At 64.9% G+C, this 16,350-nt stretch carries 15 protein-coding genes and 1 tRNA gene; 5 read left to right on the top strand and 11 right to left on the bottom strand.

Annotated elements, in window-relative coordinates:
* Position 1 precedes the first annotated feature (1 nt).
* Positions 2 to 805, top strand: a complete 804-nt coding sequence (locus WFP44_RS05080; RefSeq protein WP_336925296.1) for an energy transducer TonB — start codon at positions 2 to 4, stop codon at positions 803 to 805.
* Between the two features lie 4 nt (positions 806 to 809).
* Here WFP44_RS05080 and WFP44_RS05075 read toward each other — a convergent pair whose 3' ends face one another.
* The 8 genes from WFP44_RS05075 to cpdR form a co-directional block, all read right to left on the bottom strand.
* Positions 810 to 974 carry a hypothetical protein gene (locus WFP44_RS05075; protein ID WP_336925295.1) on the bottom strand — a complete coding sequence of 55 codons (165 nt, stop codon included), beginning with the start codon at positions 972 to 974 and terminating at the stop codon, positions 810 to 812.
* 63 nt (positions 975 to 1,037) lie between these two features.
* Positions 1,038 to 2,807 (bottom strand): cation:proton antiporter domain-containing protein, encoded by a 1,770-nt coding sequence (locus tag WFP44_RS05070; RefSeq protein WP_336925294.1) that lies wholly within the window; start codon positions 2,805 to 2,807, stop codon positions 1,038 to 1,040.
* Between the two features lie 149 nt (positions 2,808 to 2,956).
* Positions 2,957 to 4,186, bottom strand: a complete 1,230-nt coding sequence (locus WFP44_RS05065; protein WP_336925293.1) for an NADP-dependent isocitrate dehydrogenase — start codon at positions 4,184 to 4,186, stop codon at positions 2,957 to 2,959.
* Positions 4,187 to 4,252: 66 nt separating this feature from the next.
* Positions 4,253 to 5,368, bottom strand: a complete 1,116-nt coding sequence (locus tag WFP44_RS05060) for an NAD(P)/FAD-dependent oxidoreductase (protein ID WP_336925292.1) — start codon at positions 5,366 to 5,368, stop codon at positions 4,253 to 4,255.
* Positions 5,347 to 6,033 (bottom strand): methyltransferase domain-containing protein, encoded by a 687-nt coding sequence (locus WFP44_RS05055; RefSeq protein ID WP_336925291.1) that lies wholly within the window; start codon positions 6,031 to 6,033, stop codon positions 5,347 to 5,349. Before WFP44_RS05055 ends, WFP44_RS05060 begins: the two co-directional genes overlap by 22 nt.
* A complete protein-coding gene (locus tag WFP44_RS05050) occupies positions 6,023 to 7,096 on the bottom strand; it encodes a type III polyketide synthase (protein ID WP_336925290.1) in 1,074 nt (357 codons plus the stop codon). The genes WFP44_RS05055 and WFP44_RS05050 overlap by 11 nt, the downstream gene beginning before the upstream one ends.
* Positions 7,097 to 7,205: 109 nt before the next feature.
* Positions 7,206 to 7,280: transfer RNA gene (locus WFP44_RS05045), tRNA-Val, on the bottom strand.
* 92 nt (positions 7,281 to 7,372) lie between these two features.
* On the bottom strand, positions 7,373 to 7,747 hold the full coding sequence (gene cpdR, locus WFP44_RS05040; protein ID WP_336919602.1) for a cell cycle two-component system response regulator CpdR: 375 nt from the start codon (positions 7,745 to 7,747) through the stop codon (positions 7,373 to 7,375).
* Positions 7,748 to 7,882: 135 nt separating this feature from the next.
* Between cpdR and WFP44_RS05035 the strand changes: the two genes are divergently transcribed.
* The gene (locus WFP44_RS05035; RefSeq protein ID WP_336925289.1) at positions 7,883 to 8,866 is read left to right on the top strand and encodes an N-formylglutamate amidohydrolase; all 984 of its coding nucleotides are present in this window, start codon (positions 7,883 to 7,885) and stop codon (positions 8,864 to 8,866) included.
* A 230-nt stretch (positions 8,867 to 9,096) separates the two neighbouring features.
* On the opposite strand, the gene WFP44_RS05030 is transcribed toward WFP44_RS05035, so the two are convergent.
* Positions 9,097 to 9,894, bottom strand: a complete 798-nt coding sequence (locus WFP44_RS05030) for a SapC family protein (RefSeq protein WP_336925288.1) — start codon at positions 9,892 to 9,894, stop codon at positions 9,097 to 9,099.
* Between the two features lie 70 nt (positions 9,895 to 9,964).
* Complete coding sequence (locus WFP44_RS05025; protein WP_336925287.1) at positions 9,965 to 11,413, bottom strand: FAD-binding oxidoreductase; 1,449 nt, start codon at positions 11,411 to 11,413, stop codon at positions 9,965 to 9,967.
* Positions 11,414 to 11,646: 233 nt separating this feature from the next.
* On the opposite strand from WFP44_RS05025, the gene WFP44_RS05020 reads away from it, so the two are divergent.
* The 3 genes from WFP44_RS05020 (at position 11,647) to WFP44_RS05010 (ending at position 14,015) form a co-directional block, all read left to right on the top strand.
* Positions 11,647 to 12,141 (top strand): hypothetical protein, encoded by a 495-nt coding sequence (locus tag WFP44_RS05020; RefSeq protein WP_336925286.1) that lies wholly within the window; start codon positions 11,647 to 11,649, stop codon positions 12,139 to 12,141.
* 135 nt (positions 12,142 to 12,276) lie between these two features.
* Positions 12,277 to 13,668, top strand: coding sequence for a DEAD/DEAH box helicase (locus WFP44_RS05015; RefSeq protein ID WP_336925285.1), 1,392 nt, complete (start codon positions 12,277 to 12,279; stop codon positions 13,666 to 13,668).
* A 5-nt stretch (positions 13,669 to 13,673) separates the two neighbouring features.
* Entirely contained in the window at positions 13,674 to 14,015 is a 342-nt protein-coding gene (locus WFP44_RS05010; protein WP_336925284.1) for a hypothetical protein, read from the top strand.
* A 10-nt stretch (positions 14,016 to 14,025) separates the two neighbouring features.
* Here the strand turns inward: WFP44_RS05010 and WFP44_RS05005 are convergent, their stop codons facing one another.
* Complete coding sequence (locus WFP44_RS05005) at positions 14,026 to 16,317, bottom strand: ATP-dependent helicase (protein WP_336925283.1); 2,292 nt, start codon at positions 16,315 to 16,317, stop codon at positions 14,026 to 14,028.
* Between the last annotated feature and the right edge of the window lie 33 nt (positions 16,318 to 16,350).

Genomic DNA, 16,350 nt, shown 5'->3' with positions numbered 1-16,350 from the left:
CTTGGCCGCGCTCGCTATGGCGGCGGGGGCGGTCATCTCCTGTCTTGCCTCTTTCGCGCAGGCGCAGGAGCGGGCTGCGAAGGCTCCCCTCATTTCACGGCCATCTCCGCCGCCTCCGGCTGCGCCGCAATCGCTGCTTTTCGTGCAAGACCTGTTCGATGTGACCGGGGCAGGGGCGCTTGATCTGGGTGAACTGGACACGGTGCTGGCGCCGTTCCGCCGCGATTTTGACGATGGGCTGGAGCGGCTGCCGCTGGAATTGACGGTCGATGCTGCAGGAAAGGTGATTGGCTGTGCCGTGCATGGCCCGCCCCGGCTTGCACTGGCGGGGCAGGCTTTGTGCGCCCATGCCCTGGCGAACGGACGCTTTGCACCGAACCCCGTGCTGGTTCTCGATTACACGGCTGCGACCTATCGCCTGACGGTGCGCCGCAGCAGCGACCGCGCACGAGCCGGAGCACCGGAATTCCATGCAAGCACCGGCTTTCCCTATCAGGGCTTGGCGGTGCGGTTCGGCCTGATCGATCTGCCGCCGGTGGAGGAGGGTATTTCCCTCTCCGATGTGCAGTTGGCGGGCCTGGAATATCCCACCGCGGCCCTTCGCGAGGGGCCGGAGGGGCGGGTGGAGGTCCTGATTACCTTCAACCAAGCCGGGCGCGTGGAAACGTGCCGCCCGATCCGCTCCGACAACACCGCGCGTCTTGCCTATGAAACCTGTTACGAAGTGCGGCGGGTCGCGCGGCTTTCCAATCCGCCCGACAGCCGCCCCTTTGCTTTTGCAACGCGGTGGGTGCTGGCCGAATAACTGCCTAGCGCTTCATGCCCGAAGCGCGGCGGATATCGCCTTCGCTGCCGCGCGCCGTGTTCTGCATATCGCGGCTTTTGCGGCCCTTGTCCGGCCCGGCATTGGCCACATCGCGCAAATCAGCCTTGCTCTTGGCGGGCTGTCGATTGGTGTTGGCGGGATTGCTCATATTGCGTCTCCTTCCCCTAACCAATGCGCGAGAGGCGCAATCGTGCCCGTCCAAGGCCCGCATTCAACCCTCTGGCTTGACTGACAGGCTGCGCAGGCGCGGCTTTTCATCCAGACCGCCTTCGCGCATGATCCGCTCGCGCATTTCGTCGCGCTTCTCGTGGATGCTGGCGATCACCGGGCCCATCGCCACGCCGAGTTCGGTCAGCGCGGCTTCGGAGAGTTGCAGGCTGCTTTCCAGCGTTTCGGGCACCGCCACGCTGGCACCGTTGCGATAGAGCTCGGCGGCGTGCACGCTGTCCCGTGCGCGGGCGATAATGGGCAGGTCCGGATTGGCGGCGCGCAGGCGGCGCACGATGCGCTGGGCAAGAACGTGTTCGTCCATCGTCAGGATTACGGCGGGGCAACCCGGCATCACCAACCGGTCGAGCACATCGCCGCGCGCGGCATTGGCGAACAGCGCCTTGTATCCTTCGCGCCGTGCCTTCTCCACCATGTCGGAATCCGAATCGATGGCAATATAGGCTTGCCCGTGCCGGTCGAGCATCTGCGCCACCAGCCGTCCCACACGGCCAAGCCCGATCACGATCACGCGGGGAATATCGTCCTTTTCACCCGTTTCGTCCGGCGGCGGGGCCGGCTCCACCCGGCGACCCATCATATTGCCGATCTTGGCCAGCAGCGGGGTGACGGTAAGCCCGATGGCGGTGACGATCTGCCAGAATTGCGCGGTGGCCGTATCCACCAGCATGGCCTGGGTGGCGGCGGCAAGCACGATCAGCGTGGTTTCCGATGGACTCGCCATCATGATGCCGGTTTCGGTAGCGGTGCCGCGCCGTGCGCCCATCAGCCGCAACAATACGCCTGTAACAACTGCCTTCAGCAGCAGAACGCCGATCACCGCGCCGGTTATGGCCCACAGATTGGCCCAGATGCTGCCCAGATCGATCCCCATCCCGATGGTGATGAGGAACACACCCAGTGCCAGCCCCTTGAACGGGGAGATGATGGCTTCCACCTCGGTATGGTATTCGGTCTCCGCGATCAGCAGGCCTGCGACCAGCGCACCGACAATGGGCGAGAGGCCCACGGCCGTGGTGGCCAGGCTGGCCCCGATGACGACCAGCAGGCTGGCGGCGAGGAAGAGTTCCGGGCTCTTTGCGCGGGCGGCGAGGGCAAACAGACGCGGCAGCGCATAGCGCCCGCCCACCATCATCACTGCGATTACCAGCGCGCCCTGCCACAACGTGTCGAACAGGCCGGTCCACCCATCCGCCTGGGCATAGGGGGCAAGCGCCGCGAGGATAAAGATGATCGGCACGATCATGATATCCTCGAACAACAGCATCGACAGCGCCGCGCGGCCTACCGGCGTGGTGGTGCCGGCAATCGGCAGAACCAGCGCGGTGGAGGAAAAGGCCAGCGCCAGCCCCAGCGCCACCGCGCCGGTTGAGGACATTCCTGTCAGGTTGAGGATTGCCGCCAGCAACCCGCCAATCACGATCAGTTCCAGCGCGCCCAGGCCGAATACCAGCCGCCGCAAATCCCACAGGCGGTTGAAGCTGAGTTCAAGGCCAATGGTGAACAGCAGCAACACAATGCCGAATTCGGCAAAGGGCGTAAGGCTTTCGGCATCGGTAATGGTGACATGGGCAAGCCATGGCTGCGCATCGACCAGCCGCCCCAGCCCATAGGGCCCAACCAGCAGGCCCACCATGATGAAACCGATGATCGGGGTGATGCGGAACCGGGCGAACAGCGGAATGACAATTCCTGCCGCCCCCAGAATCACCAGGGCATCGGCCATCAGAGGCGAAAGCGGGGCTCCGTGCATGAGCAAGGTATGTCAGAGCCTTGCGCGCGGCGGCAATCCTGTTTGTTGCGCAGTGCACAATTAACCCGGCTGCCCAACAGGAGGCCTCATGCAGAACGGGGCCGGCATCGCTGCCAGCCCCGTCCGAAATCCTCAATCAGACACTGCGATCAGCCAAGGCCCTGCGCGGCCATTTCTTCTTCCAGCGCCACGCGGATGGCCTCGAAGAACTGTTCAGTGGTCATCCAGGCCTGATCCGGGCCGATGAGCAGCGCCAGATCCTTGGTCATCTTGCCGTCTTCCACGCATTTGATGCAGACGCGTTCCAGCGTTTCGGCAAAGGCGACCACATCGGGTGTGTTGTCAAACCGGCCGCGATAGATCAGGCCGCGCGTCCAGGCGAAGATGCTGGCGATGGGGTTGGTGCTGGTTGCCTTGCCCTGCTGGTGCTGGCGGTAATGGCGGGTAACGGTGCCGTGCGCGGCTTCGGCTTCCACCGTCTTTCCGTCGGGCGTCATCAGAACCGAGGTCATCAGGCCAAGGCTGCCGAAGCCCTGCGCCACCACGTCCGACTGCACATCGCCGTCGTAATTCTTGCAGGCCCACACGAACTTGCCGCTCCACTTGAGCGCGGACGCCACCATGTCGTCGATCAGACGGTGTTCGTAGATGATGCCCAGCTCCTCGAACTTCTCCTTGAAGCCTTCGGTGTTGAACACTTCCTCGAACAGATCCTTGAAGCGGCCATCATAGGCCTTGATGATCGTGTTCTTGGTCGACAGGTAGACCGGCCAGCCGCGGTCAATGCCGTAATTGAAGCTGGCGCGGGCGAAATCGCGGATCGAATCGTCGAGATTGTACATCGACATGGCAACGCCCGGCGCCTTGAACTGATAGACCTCGCGGTCGATCACCTTGCCGTCCTCGCCCTCAAAGACGAGGCGCAAAGTGCCTGGCCCCGGCACCAGGAAATCGGTGGCGCGATACTGGTCGCCAAAGGCATGGCGGCCCACCACGATTGGGTGCGTCCAGCCGGGCACGAGGCGCGGCACGTTGGAAATCACGATCGGTTCGCGGAAGATCGTGCCGCCCAGGATGTTGCGGATCGTGCCGTTGGGGCTCTTCCACATCTGCTTCAGGCCGAATTCGGCAACGCGCGCCTCGTCAGGCGTAATGGTGGCGCATTTCACGCCCACGCCATACTGCTTGATGGCGTTGGCGGCATCGACGGTGATCTGGTCGTCCGTCTCGTCGCGCTTCTGCACCGAGAGGTCGTAATACTTCAGATCGACATCGAGATAGGGAAGAATCAGCCGCTCGCGAATCCATTCCCAGATGATCCGCGTCATCTCGTCGCCGTCGATTTCGACAATCGGGTTCAATACTTTGATCTTGGCCATCCCGGCATTCCTTTGGCTGAGTGGTTACCCTTGCAGGCGCTTGCCGGGGTCTTAGCAGGGGAATGGTCAGGTGCAAGAGAGCGGGGGCTTCGTTTCGGGCAGGGCAATGCGCGTGCTGTCCATTAGCAGGCCGGCAAAGGCTGGCAGAGCGGCTGCCAGCGCCAGCCCGGCGCGCTGGCCCAGCGGGCTTTCGGCAAGTCTTCGGGCGAGGCGCGCCATCTGCACCGGGCGAACAGCGGCGCTGGCAAAGGCCTGCTGGAAAGCGGGCGCGGCGGCTGGGCCGGAGGCAAGGAAGCGGGCGGCTGCCGCCGTGCCGCTGGCAATCGCAATGCCCATGCCTTCTCCTGCCAGAGAGGGGATGACCGCCGCCTGATCGCCCAGCCGGAAGAGGCCGTGCTGTGTTTCGCGCGCAATCCAGCCGTAGGGCACGGCGGCGATGCAATCGATGCGCGCCGCGTGCCAGCCGGGCTCCAGCCGCCGGGCAAGTGCCGGATTGGCCGTGCTCAATTGTTCCAGCAGTTGCCGCGGATCGCCCCCGGCCCCGGTCAGCAGCGATTTTCTGAGGGCAAGGCAGATATTGGCCGTCCCGTCCTCCTGCATCACGATCCCGGCATAGCCACCTGCAAACAGATGCAGTTCGATAGTCGCCGCCAGTTCCTGTGCCAGTGCAGGCGAGGGGCGGGTGCGCAGCCGCAAGCCCATGGCCGGATCAGCGGCGGAGCGTGGGCGCGGGGCGCGGCGCACATCGTGCTTGCCACTCGCCAGGAACAGCGCGGAGCCGTGCCATTCCTGCCGCTGGCCCACTGCGAGTGTCCCAGCCAGATTGCGGATCGTGTCAATTTCCAGCACTGCCCCCGCTTCTACTGCCCGCTTACGCATGGCGGTGTCGAGGGTGCGGCGCGACAGGCCCCAGGCCGTGCCGGGCAGGTTCACCTCCGCGATGCGGCTTCCGGCAATCAGCCGCAGCCGCGTGACAGGGTGGGCATCCAGCGCTGGCAGATCGATTCCCAGCGCCAGCAGCTGCGCTGCGGTGCGCCAGCTGAGGAATCCGCCGCAGATCGTATCGCTCACCTCTGCCTGCCGGTCCAGCAGCACAGGCTGTGCGCCGCCCTGCGCCAGCACGATCGCCGCAGCGCATCCGGCAGGCCCGGCGCCCAGAATCAGCGGATCTTCGATACGCATAGCCGGTAGGGGAAGAAGCGCTGGACTCGGGCGCCTTGGATGTCTGCCATATCCAGCATGGAGTGCCATTCGGCGGGGCGGAAGGCGCGGGCGATCGATGTCTGCCCGTCTTTGCGCACGATGGGATGCGCGCCCAGAAGGCGGGCCAGCAGCGGATAGCCAAGATAGCTGAAGGTGTGCCGGTGCAGATCGTTGACCAGCCAGCCGGCTTGCGCCTCTGCATCCATGAATCGCAGGAAGGCCGCCAGCTGATCGCCCGTCATATGGTGCGCCACCAGACTGGACACAACGCAATCGAACCCTTCACCGGCCAGATCGGCATAATCGCCCGTGACATAAGTGATCGGCAGCGCCGGATCGGTCGCGGCAAGAGCGCAGGGCAGGCTGCGCGGATTGAGGTCCACGCCCACCAGTCGCGCCTGTTTTCCCTGCGCGGCAGCCCAGCGGGCAATGCGGCGAAGCATATCGCCATGGCCGAATCCCACATCCAGCAGCGCGAAGCTGTCGCGCCCGGCCAGCGCGCGATCCAGAAAGGCGAGGGTGGGACGCGCCGCCAGCGTTGCCGCGTTCACCCGCGCCAGATCGGCCAGCACCGCGCGATAGGTCGCTTCCGGCAGGGCCGGGTCATCCATCAGTTCCTCGGTGATGCGCCGTTCAGCCAGCATCGCCGTCAATCCAGCCAAACCGCAGCCCTTCCAGCGCAAGGCCGGGGCCAAAGGCGAGCGCCATGCCGCTGGGTGGGCGCGCATCCCACAGGCGTTGCAGCACGAACATGACCGTTGCGGACGACATATTGCCGCAATCCGCCAGCACGCCGCGCGAGGCATCCAGTATGCCGCCTTGCAGGCCCAGCCCGCGCTCCACCGCGTCGAGAATGGAGCGCCCGCCGGGATGCACGGCCCATGCCGCCACGGCGCTTGGCGGGGCACCGTTGGATATGCTGGCGACGATATCGCGCTGTTCCAGCGCCGCCGCCAGCCGTGCCGGAACCGCGCCGGAGAGGTGCATGGCAAAGCCCGTGTCGCCAATCGTCCAGGTGATCAGTTCGCCGCTGTCATCCAGCACGCGCGACAGGCCATCACCCAGCGCAAGGCCTGGGCCCTCGGCTGTCACAAGGGCCGCCGCGGCGCCATCGGCAAACTGGCGCATTGCCAGCAGCGCCTCCAGATCACCGGTCTGTTGCAGGTGCAGCGTGCACAATTCCACCGTCACCACCAGAACGCGCGCCTGCGGCAGGGAGCGGACGATATGGCCCGCGCTGCGCAGCGCCGTGACCCCGGCATAGCAACCCATGAAGCCGAGCGAGATCCGCTCCACATCCGCCGCCAGCCCCAACCGCCGGGCAATCACCTGATCGAGGCCGGGGGCCATGAAACCGGTGCAGCAGGCCAGCACCAGATGCGTAATCGCTCCCAATTCCGGCAAGCCATGAATGGCCTGCAAGGCAAGGCCGGGCGCGGTCTGTGCAAACAGGGCCATGCGTGCGGCGGTGGAGGGAAAGGGTGGACGATCGTAGAACTGCCCCGCATCGGGGCGCCCCTCCGCCCCGTCCAGCACGCTGTGGCGCTGCGTGATTCCCGCCCTGTCGGCCATCCGCCGGAACAGGTCGCGCTGGTGCGGATCGGTGATCTGCGCCTCGGCCCACAGGCGGTAATGCCCTTCGATCGGGCCGGAAGGCAGCGCCGTGGCGAGCGCTGCGATGCGCGGGATAGGGCGCGATGCTGCCATGGTTGCAGCATAGCAAGCCACGAAAGCGGCGATAGTTCCTAAAGGGCGGTAGTTTCCCCGATGTCCAAGCGCGACAGCGGCTGGCGTCAGAGGCGGGGAAGAAGGCCGGTGGTGGGCGTAGCAAGGATTGAACTTGCGACCCCTACGATGTCAACATAGTGCTCTACCACTGAGCTATACGCCCGCACCATCCGGCTTGCCCTTGCAGAGTGATCCGCGAGGCAGGGGCGCCAGATAGCGCCGCGACCCGATCCTTGCAAGTCCCTTGGCAGAAGCTCAAACGCGGACGGCGGCGGCGTCTTCGAAAATGCGTTCCACTTCCAGCACGAGGTCGCGCAGGTGGAAGGGCTTGGACAGCATCTTGGCGTGCGGCGCATCGCGGCTGGCGCGCAGCGTGACGGCGGCAAAGCCGGTAATGAACATCACCTTGGTGGACGGGCTGATCTCGTTGCAGTGCTGCGCCAGTTCGATCCCGTCCATTTCGGGCATCACGATATCCGACAGCAGCAGGTCGAAGATCTCGGTCTTGAGATGAGGCAGCGCTTCCTCGCCGCTGGACACGGCGACAACCGAATAGCCTGCATTTTCCAGCGCGCGCGTGATGTAGCCGCGCATGGCTGCATCATCTTCGGCCAGCAGGATTCGGATCATGGAGTGCCCCCTTTTTTGGTTTGCTTGGCCGTGCCCTAAACCAGAAAGGCGTAAATATCTCGTGCCGTTTTCGCAGTGGCCCCGTTTGAAACACCAGTCTTTGACTTCGTGCACGCTTGCGGCCAGCAAGGGCACATGAAAGGCAGCACAGGGCAGGGCGGAGGCCCGAGTCGGACGGCGAATCGGGGCACGAACCGGGCAAGGGGCCGGGCACAGCAGGGCGGATATGTCCCCGGCCTGCCTGAAACGCCTGCCTTCACGCTTACCAATGCCGCGGCCGCCGCGATTCCCGTGCTGATCAGCGTGCCCCATGCCGGACGCGCCTACCCCGCCGGGCTGCTTTCTGCCCTGCGCCATCCCGCAGATGCCCCTTTGCGGCTGGAGGATCGGCTGGTGGACCAGATCGCCGCGCGCCTGGCCGATGCGACCGGGGCAGCACTGCTGGTGGCTCATGCGCCGCGCGCAATGATCGATCTGAACCGCGCGCCTGACGATATGGACTGGGACATGGTGGCGGACGGAGGGACGCGCCCCTTTGCCCGGCTGGGCGCAGGACGGCGCGCGCGCACTGGCCTGGGTCTGGTGCCGCGCCGGTTGGCTGGATTGGGGGAGCTTTGGCACGCCCGGCTCCCGCGCGAGGAACTCGATGCGCGGATTAGCGCGGTGCACACGCCCTATCACGCCGCACTGGCGCGGACGCTGGAAACCTTGCGTGACACGTGGGGCGCGGCGCTGCTGGTGGATCTCCATTCGATGCCTCCGCTTGGTCCCAAGACCGGGCCAGAGGCGGCGGCGGATTTTGTCGTGGGTGACAGGTTTGGCGCATCCTGCGCTGCGCATCTCAGCCATGCGGCGCTGGGGCATCTGGGCCATGCGGGCTGGCGCGCGGCGCATAACAGGCCCTATGCCGGCGGATATGTGCTGGATCGTCACGCGGCGCCGCAACGGGGCATCCATGCCATGCAGGTGGAAGTCTGCCGCGCGGTCTATCTCGATGCGCAATTGCAGGATCCGGGCGAGGGCTTCGATGCGGTGGCGGTTTCGCTGGCTGCCATGGTGCAGCGTCTGGCAGCCGATCTGACCCCCATGCCGCGCGGATTTGCGCAAGCGGCGGAATAGCTTAAAAAATGCCGCCTCGCGCTTTACGGCACGAGGCGGCCAAGGTTCAGGGAGGAAGTGCACGAGTTGTGCACCTGCCCGGCAAGCCATGAGGGGAGCCTGCCCGACACCTAATAGGTAGGCAAAACCTTAACCGGTTTCAAGGCCTTCGCACCTGCCTTGCCACCGGCATATGAAAAAGGCCGCTCCGGATGCCCGGAACGGCCTTCCCATCATTCAATTTCGATTGATTACGCCTGCACCGCGGCCGTGTTGAACATTTCGGCCGGAGCCGGGCCTTTGCCCAGCGCACCCTGCTTGGCGAAGATATCGCGCATGAGGTCAAGCGACAGCAGATGCGAATAGAGCAGCGGCAAAAGACCGCTCTCGTTCCATTTGCGCAGCTGATCGCCGCGCAGTTCGCGCAGCTTTTCCTGGTTCACCATCTTGAAGCCGCGATAGACGAAGGGCTGGCCGCTGCCATCCAGACGATTGATGGCGACTTCGCCGTCCATCAGCAGATCCGCCTTGGCGAGTTCATCCATGAAGGTGCGCGTCTTGAGCCCGGCTTCCTCGAACTTCTGGCAGAAATCGAGCAATTGCTGCGTGTGCTGGCTCGGCTGGCCGTCGGCGGTAAACAGCGGCTGGCCTTCGTCGAAGGGGCCAACCAGATTGCTGGTGGGATCAAAGCACAAGGACAGATTGTCCGTGTTCTGCTCCAGCTTGACCAGCAGGAAGGGGTAACGGCGGATATAGGCGGGGACATAGGCCGCTTCGGTTGGCGCGCCTTCATCGTCGAAAAAGACGTTCACGCCTTCGTTCAGACCCATCAGCGCCAGCGGAACAGGGTTGTCGCCGGTGGAGAACACGATGGGGAAATGGCGCTGCGCCTGCGGGAATTCCTCCACCGTCAGCGGAATGGCGTTGACGCCGGCGACCCAGCTGGCCTTGTCCACCGAAATGGCCTTCCAATTGCCGTGCTCGGTGCTGTTGAGCGGGGCAAGGTCGTTATACATGATGGGCAAACCGGGTTTCGGCGCGCTGGCCATTCTTCATCCCTCCAAAACAGGTCGTCTTTGTGATCGGAGGCCGAAAGTGCCGCCGTGCTGCGCGGGGGCTTTAGTGGCTGGCGGGCGCGGGCGCAAGCGGCACCAGCTTGCCCGGATTGAGCAGACCTTGCGGATCCAGCGCCTGCTTTACATTGCGCAGGATCGCCAGATGCACCGGATCGCCCAGCCGCGCCAGTTCGCCAACCTTCATCTGGCCGATGCCGTGTTCGGCGCTGATCGACCCGCCCCATTGCGTGACCAGATCGTGTACGAACTGGCTGATTTCCTTGCCTTGTGTGGCTTCCCATTCGCCGCGCGGGGCGCCCGCTGGCGCAAGCACGTGGTAATGCACATTGCCATCGCCCAAATGACCGAAGGCGACCGCCGTGCAGCCCGGAAAGCGCGCCTCGACCAGCGGCAGTGTTTCGGCCACGAAATCCGCCATGCTGGCAACAGGCACCGAAATGTCATGCTGCATCGCCGGGCCGATGGCGCGTTCGGCGGGCGCGATCTCGTCGCGCAGCGCCCAGAATTCTTCGGCCTGCGCATCGTTCATGGCGATGGCGGCGTCCTCCACCAGCCCCGCTTCGAATGCACTTTCCAGCACGGCCTGCGCGCGGTCTGCCAGCGTCGCGGCGGTGGCGCTGTCAGCCACCAGTTCGATCAGCGCGTTCCATTCATGCGGCTGCGCCAGCGGTGCGCGGGCGCGCGGATTGTGGGCGAGCACGGCATTCAGCGAGTGGCGCGGCATGACCTCGAAGCCTTCCAGCGCATCGCCCGCCATTTTTTCGGCATGGATCAGCAGGCGGCGTGCGGTGCGCACATCGGGCAGGCCCGCCCACATCACTACCCGGTCGGCCAGCGCGGGCAGCAGGCGCAGCGTCGCGCCGGTCACGATGCCCAGAGTGCCTTCCGAACCGATCAGCAACTGCTTGAGGTCAAAGCCGCGATTGTCCTTCTTCAGCGGAACCAGCGCATCAAACACCGAACCGTCGGCCAGCACCGCCTCCAGCCCCAGCACCTGCGCACGCATCGATCCGTGCCGCAGCACCTGCGTGCCGCCGGCATTGGTGGCAATCAGCCCGCCGATCGTGGCCGATCCCTTGCCGCCCAGCGTCAGCGGGAAGCGCAGGCCGTGCGGCGCCACCGCTTCGTGCAGCGTCTGCAGGATCACGCCTGCTTCGCACACCGCCTCGCGCGCATCGGGGTCGAGCCGGGTGATCCGGTTCATCCGCCTGAGCGACAGCACCAGCGCATCGCCGCTGGCATCGGGCGTGGCCCCGCCCGACATTCCCGAATTGCCGCCCTGCGGCACAATCGGCACGCCCTGTTCACGCGCCAGCTTGACCAAGGCCGCGACTTCCGCCGTGGAGGCAGGCGAGGCCATGCCAATGGCCCGACCGGTGTAGCGCCCGCGCCAGTCGGTCAGCCAGGGATCGACAAGTTCGGGATCGGTGGTGAAGCCGCGTTCGCCCAGAAGGCTGCGGGCAGCGGCGCAAAAATCGTCGTTCCTGCTCATGGCCTGCGCTAATGCCAGCACGCCTGCGCGCTTGCAAAGGGCAATTGGGCGGTATTGCCGCAAACTCCGCCGGGGTTAAGCCGCTATTCAACCTGTGCCACTATGGCTGGGACATCCGCTGGTCATGAGGGGCTGGCGGTACTGCGAGCACTGCACCTGTGAAACAACGGCTACTGACAACCCTTTTAGGAACCGCGCTTGCGCTCGGCCTGGTGGCGGGGGGCGGGCCCCTGATGGCGCGCGAGGGACGGGGCGGCCCCGTGCTTTCGCTCGATGGGATTGCCACGCCGCCCCTGCGGGTGCTGGAAGATGCCCGCGACCCTTCCCCGCTCGGTCAGGTGCGCATCCAGCAGCGCGTGATCGTGCGCATTGCGCCCAGCACGCGGGCAGAGGAGGAGCGCTTTGCCGCGCTTCGGGCGCGCCAGTCCACGCCTACTCCGCAATCCCCACCCTACCGCGAAGTGCCGCATGACGGATGCGTGCGGGTGGACAATATCGTGGGCGTTCAGCCGACAGGCGACAACCGCCTGCTGCTGTTTATGGAAAACCGCAATGTGCTGGCGGCGGAACTTGATCGGGCCTGCGCGGCGCAGGCTTTCTATTCGGGCTTTTATGTTGAGCGGGCCAGCGATGGGCGTCTGTGCGTGCGGCGTGACCATCTGCAATCGCGCGCTGGCGCATCCTGCGCGATGGAGCAGTTGACCCGGCTGGTTCCCGCGGGCGATTAACGGGCGCGCCCTGCCGCCTTTCCTTGACTTTTTCGCCGTGCGGTGCAAGGGGCGCGGCGAGTTGTGGCAAGCCTTTGCAGGCCCCATTCACCGCCCAGCCACAAGCCGGGCCACTTACCGGACATTCAACAGCCTATGACATTTGCCGATCTCGGCCTATCCGAAGAATTGCTGCGGGCCGTCTCTGACGCCGGCTATACCGAGCCGACCGCGATCCAGGCCGAGGCGATCCCCCAGGTGCTGATGATGCGCGACCTGATCGCCATCGCGCAGACGGGGACGGGCAAAACCGCCAGCTTCGTGCTGCCCATGATCGACATCCTCGCCAATGGGCGCCGCCGCGCGCGGATGCCGCGCAGCCTCATACTTGAACCCACCCGCGAACTGGCGATGCAGGTGGCCGAGAATTTCGAGAAATACGGCAAGAACCACGATCTCAAGATGGCGCTGCTGATTGGCGGCGTGCAGATGGGCGATCAGGTTAAGGCGCTGGAAGCGGGGGTGGATGTGCTTATCGCCACGCCGGGCCGTCTGATGGACCTGTTCGAACGCGGCAAGATCCTTCTGACGGGCTGCGATCTGCTGGTGATCGACGAGGCGGACCGGATGCTCGACATGGGCTTCATTCCCGATATCGAGTTCATCTGCGAAAAGCTGCCCGCGCAGCGCCAGACCTTGCTGTTTTCGGCCACCATGCCTCCGCCGATCAAGAAGCTGGCGGACAAGTTTCTGTCCAATCCCAAGCAGCTGGAAGTGGCCCGCGCCGCCAGCCGCAACGAGAATATCGCCCAGTTCAAGGTGGAAATCAGCGCGAAGAAGAAGTTCGATGCGCTCAAATACCTGCTTGAAGTCGACAATGTGCAGACCGCGATCATCTTCGCCAACCGCAAGACCACGGTGCGCGAGCTGAACCAGAAGCTGCGCCGCGCCGGTTTCCGCAGCGGCGAGATTCACGGCGACATGGACCAGTCCAGCCGCATTGCCGAACTGGAACTGTTCAAGGCGGGCACGATCAACATCCTCGTCGCCAGCGACGTTGCCGCGCGCGGGCTCGACATTAAGGGCGTGAGCCATGTGTTCAATTACGATACGCCGTGGCATCCGGATGATTATGTCCACCGCGTGGGCCGCACGGGCCGTGCCGGGGCCAAGGGCCGCTCCATCACGCTGGTGACGCCCGCCGATGCCGAGGCAATGGAGAATGTCGAGAAGCTGACCAAGTTCAAGGTTCCCCCCTTCGACTGGAGCGCGGTGGTGCCTGTGGAAGCCCCGGCAGAGGAAGCGCGCCCCGAAGCGCGCGAAGAACGTCCCAAGCGCGAACGTCGCCCCCGGAGAGAAGAGCGCGAAGAGGTTGCCGAGGTGACCGAGGAGCGCGTAGAAACCCCCCGCCGCGAGCGGCGCCCGGAACGGGCCGAACGCACTCCGCGTGATGACCGGCGCCCGCGCTATCAGGACAACGACCCGCCCACCAAGCCGGGCGAATGGAACGGCCCGATGCCGTCTTTCCTCACCGTCGGCTTCGATTAAGGCCCTTGGCGCGCAAGCATCCCAAGGGCGGCCCCTGGCCCGACGCAGGCGATCCGAATGAAGAGGACGCCGCGCCAAGGGAGCCGTGCTGGCTTTGCGGCAGGCCTTTGGGGGAGACGACCGTCTGGCATCATCCGGTGCCCAAGAGCCGGGGCGGGCGCGATGTGGTGCCGATGCATCCGATCTGCCAGCAAACGGTAATCGCCAATTTCACCAATTCCGAGCTTCAGCGCGCCGGCTTGGATGCGTCTGTGCTGCTGGATAATCCGGCGGTGAAGAAGTTCGTCGATTGGGTGGCGAACAAGGATCCCGATTTCACCGCCACCCTGACCAAAAAGAAGCGCTAGGGAAGCAGCGCTAGGCCAGCTTCACGAAGCTGTCGATCACGCGCTTTGTGCCCGCCTGTTCAAAGGCGATTTCCAGCTTGTTGCCTTCCTGCGCCACCACTTCGCCATAACCGAACTTGTCGTGAAAGACGCGGGCGCCAACGGTAATGTCGGTGCGCGGTTTGGCGGCGAAGCTGGCCGCGCTGCGGGTGCTTTCGGCCACGCGCGCGGGCTTTGTCTCGTAACCGGTGGACAGGGCGCGCTGCCAGCCGGGGCCGCGTTGCTGGCTGCGGTCGGGCCGGTCGCGCGCGACATGGGCGAAGGGGTCTTCGCTCTCGCTCCAGTTGGCGCGCCACAGGCTGGCTCCGCCGGTCAGCGTGGTTTCGACCGCAATCGTCTCTTCCGGCAATTCCTCGATGAAGCGGCTCGGGATGGAACTGGTCCACTGGCCATAAATGCGCCGGTTGGCCGCGTGGAGGATCGTGCAGCGCCGCCGCGCGCGGGTGATGCCGACATAGGCGAGGCGGCGCTCCTCCTCCAGCGATGCAAGGCCGCCTTCGTCGAGCGAACGCTGGCTGGGGAACACGCCTTCCTCCCAGCCCGGCAGGAACACATGGTTGAATTCCAGCCCCTTCGCCGCGTGCATCGTCATGATGGTGACTTTCTCGCCCTCATTGGCGTTTTCGTTGTCCATCACCAGCGCCACGTGCTCCAGAAAATCGGGTAGAGTTGCGTAATCCTCCATCGCGCGGGCCAGTTCGACAAGGTTGTCGGCGCGCCCGGCGCTTTCCGCGCTGCGATCGGCCTTCAACATCGCGTCATAGCCGCTTTCGGCCAGAACGGTGCGCAGCAATTCGGACGGGGTGACGCTTTCGGCCATGTCGCGCCAGCGCAGGAAATCGGCCATCAGCGCGCCGATGGTGTTGCGGGCGCGGGCGGGCAATTCGTCGCTGTCGGCAATGTCGAGCGCGGCGGCGGCCAGCGGCATCCCCATGCGCCGCGCATGGCGGTGCATGGCTTCCAGCGCCTTGGCACCAAGCCCGCGCTTGGGCTGGTTATAGATGCGTTCAAACGCCAGATCATCCGCCGGCTGCGCAATCACGCGCAGATAAGCCAGCGCATCGCGGATTTCGGCGCGTTCGTAGAATCGGAAACCGCCCACGATGCGGTAATTGAGGCCGATCTGGATGAAGCGGTCCTCGAACTCGCGCGTCTGGTATTGCGCGCGCACCAGGATGGCGATCTCGTCCAGCGGCGCGCCTTCGCGTTCGAGCCGTTCGATCTCCTCGCCCACGCGGCGCGCTTCTTCGGGCGCGTCCCACACGCCGATCACGCGGACTTTCTCGCCCGCATTGAGCTCGGTCCACAGCGTCTTGCCCAGCCGCTGGCTGTTGGCCGCGATAAGGCCTGATGCGGCGGCAAGGATTTGCGGGGTGGAGCGGTAATTCTGTTCCAGCCGGATCACTTTCGCGCCCGGAAAATCCTTTTCAAACCGCAGGATATTGGCCACTTCTGCGCCGCGCCATGAATAGATCGACTGGTCGTCATCGCCCACCACGCAGATGTTCTTGCGCGTCTGCGCCAGCAGCCGCAGCCACAGATACTGCACCGCGTTGGTGTCCTGATATTCGTCCACCATCACATATTTGAAGCGATTCTGATATTGTTCCAGCACGCTCCGATCGGTGCGGAATATGTTCAGCATATGCAGCAGCAGGTCACCAAAATCGCAGGCGTTCAGGGCTTTGAGCCGGTCCTGATACAGGCGATACATCTGCTGCCCGCGTCCATTGGCATAGGCTTCGTTATCGATGGGCGTCAGATCATCGGGGTTGAGGCCACGGTTCTTCCACCCGTCGATCAGGCCCGCCAATTGCCGCGGCGGCCAGCGCTTTTCGTCCAGCCCCTGATCCTGGATCAGCGCTTTCAGCACGCGCAGCTGGTCGTCCGTATCGATGATGGTGAAGCTGGATTGCAGGCCCACCAGTTCGGCATGGCGGCGCAACATCCTGGCGCAGATGGAATGGAAGGTGCCGAGCCACGGCATCCCTTCCACCGCCTCGCCGATCAATTGCCCCACGCGGTGCCGCATCTCGCGCGCGGCCTTGTTGGTGAAGGTGACGCAGAGGATCTCGCTGGGCCAGGCGCGCCGTTCGCGGATGAGGTGGGCAAGACGGTGGGTGAGGGCGGCGGTCTTGCCCGTGCCAGCCCCTGCCAGCATCAGCACCGGGCCTTCGGTCGTCAGCACGGCTTCGCGCTGCGGCGCGTTCAGCCGGGAGAGCCAGTTGGGCACGGCGGCGGCGGGGAGGGGGTGGTCGGTCACAAGTGAACAGTTAGGGAACAAAGCGCGTTGGCG

This window comes from Alteraurantiacibacter palmitatis (assembly GCF_037154115.1).
GTDB classification, from domain to species: Bacteria; Pseudomonadota; Alphaproteobacteria; order Sphingomonadales; family Sphingomonadaceae; genus Alteraurantiacibacter; species Alteraurantiacibacter palmitatis.
The sequence above is the reverse complement of the archived record's forward strand: the minus strand, read 5'-3'. Positions and strand labels throughout refer to the sequence as shown.

Excerpts from the sequence above, each read along its gene's own strand:
- WFP44_RS05075 (WP_336925295.1), bottom strand. The coding sequence starts at position 974 with ATGAGCAATCCCGCCAACACCAATCGACAGCCCGCCAAGAGCAAGGCT.
- WFP44_RS05070 (WP_336925294.1), bottom strand. The coding sequence starts at position 2,807 with ATGCACGGAGCCCCGCTTTCGCCTCTGATGGCCGATGCCCTGGTGATT.
- WFP44_RS05065 (WP_336925293.1), bottom strand. The coding sequence starts at position 4,186 with ATGGCCAAGATCAAAGTATTGAACCCGATTGTCGAAATCGACGGCGAC.
- WFP44_RS05060 (WP_336925292.1), bottom strand. The coding sequence starts at position 5,368 with ATGCGTATCGAAGATCCGCTGATTCTGGGCGCCGGGCCTGCCGGATGC.
- WFP44_RS05055 (WP_336925291.1), bottom strand. The coding sequence starts at position 6,033 with ATGCTGGCTGAACGGCGCATCACCGAGGAACTGATGGATGACCCGGCC.
- WFP44_RS05050 (WP_336925290.1), bottom strand. The coding sequence starts at position 7,096 with ATGGCAGCATCGCGCCCTATCCCGCGCATCGCAGCGCTCGCCACGGCG.
- cpdR (WP_336919602.1), bottom strand. The coding sequence starts at position 7,747 with ATGATCCGAATCCTGCTGGCCGAAGATGATGCAGCCATGCGCGGCTAC.
- WFP44_RS05035 (WP_336925289.1), top strand. The coding sequence starts at position 7,883 with ATGAAAGGCAGCACAGGGCAGGGCGGAGGCCCGAGTCGGACGGCGAAT.
- WFP44_RS05030 (WP_336925288.1), bottom strand. The coding sequence starts at position 9,894 with ATGGCCAGCGCGCCGAAACCCGGTTTGCCCATCATGTATAACGACCTT.
- WFP44_RS05025 (WP_336925287.1), bottom strand. The coding sequence starts at position 11,413 with ATGAGCAGGAACGACGATTTTTGCGCCGCTGCCCGCAGCCTTCTGGGC.
- WFP44_RS05020 (WP_336925286.1), top strand. The coding sequence starts at position 11,647 with ATGGCGCGCGAGGGACGGGGCGGCCCCGTGCTTTCGCTCGATGGGATT.
- WFP44_RS05015 (WP_336925285.1), top strand. The coding sequence starts at position 12,277 with ATGACATTTGCCGATCTCGGCCTATCCGAAGAATTGCTGCGGGCCGTC.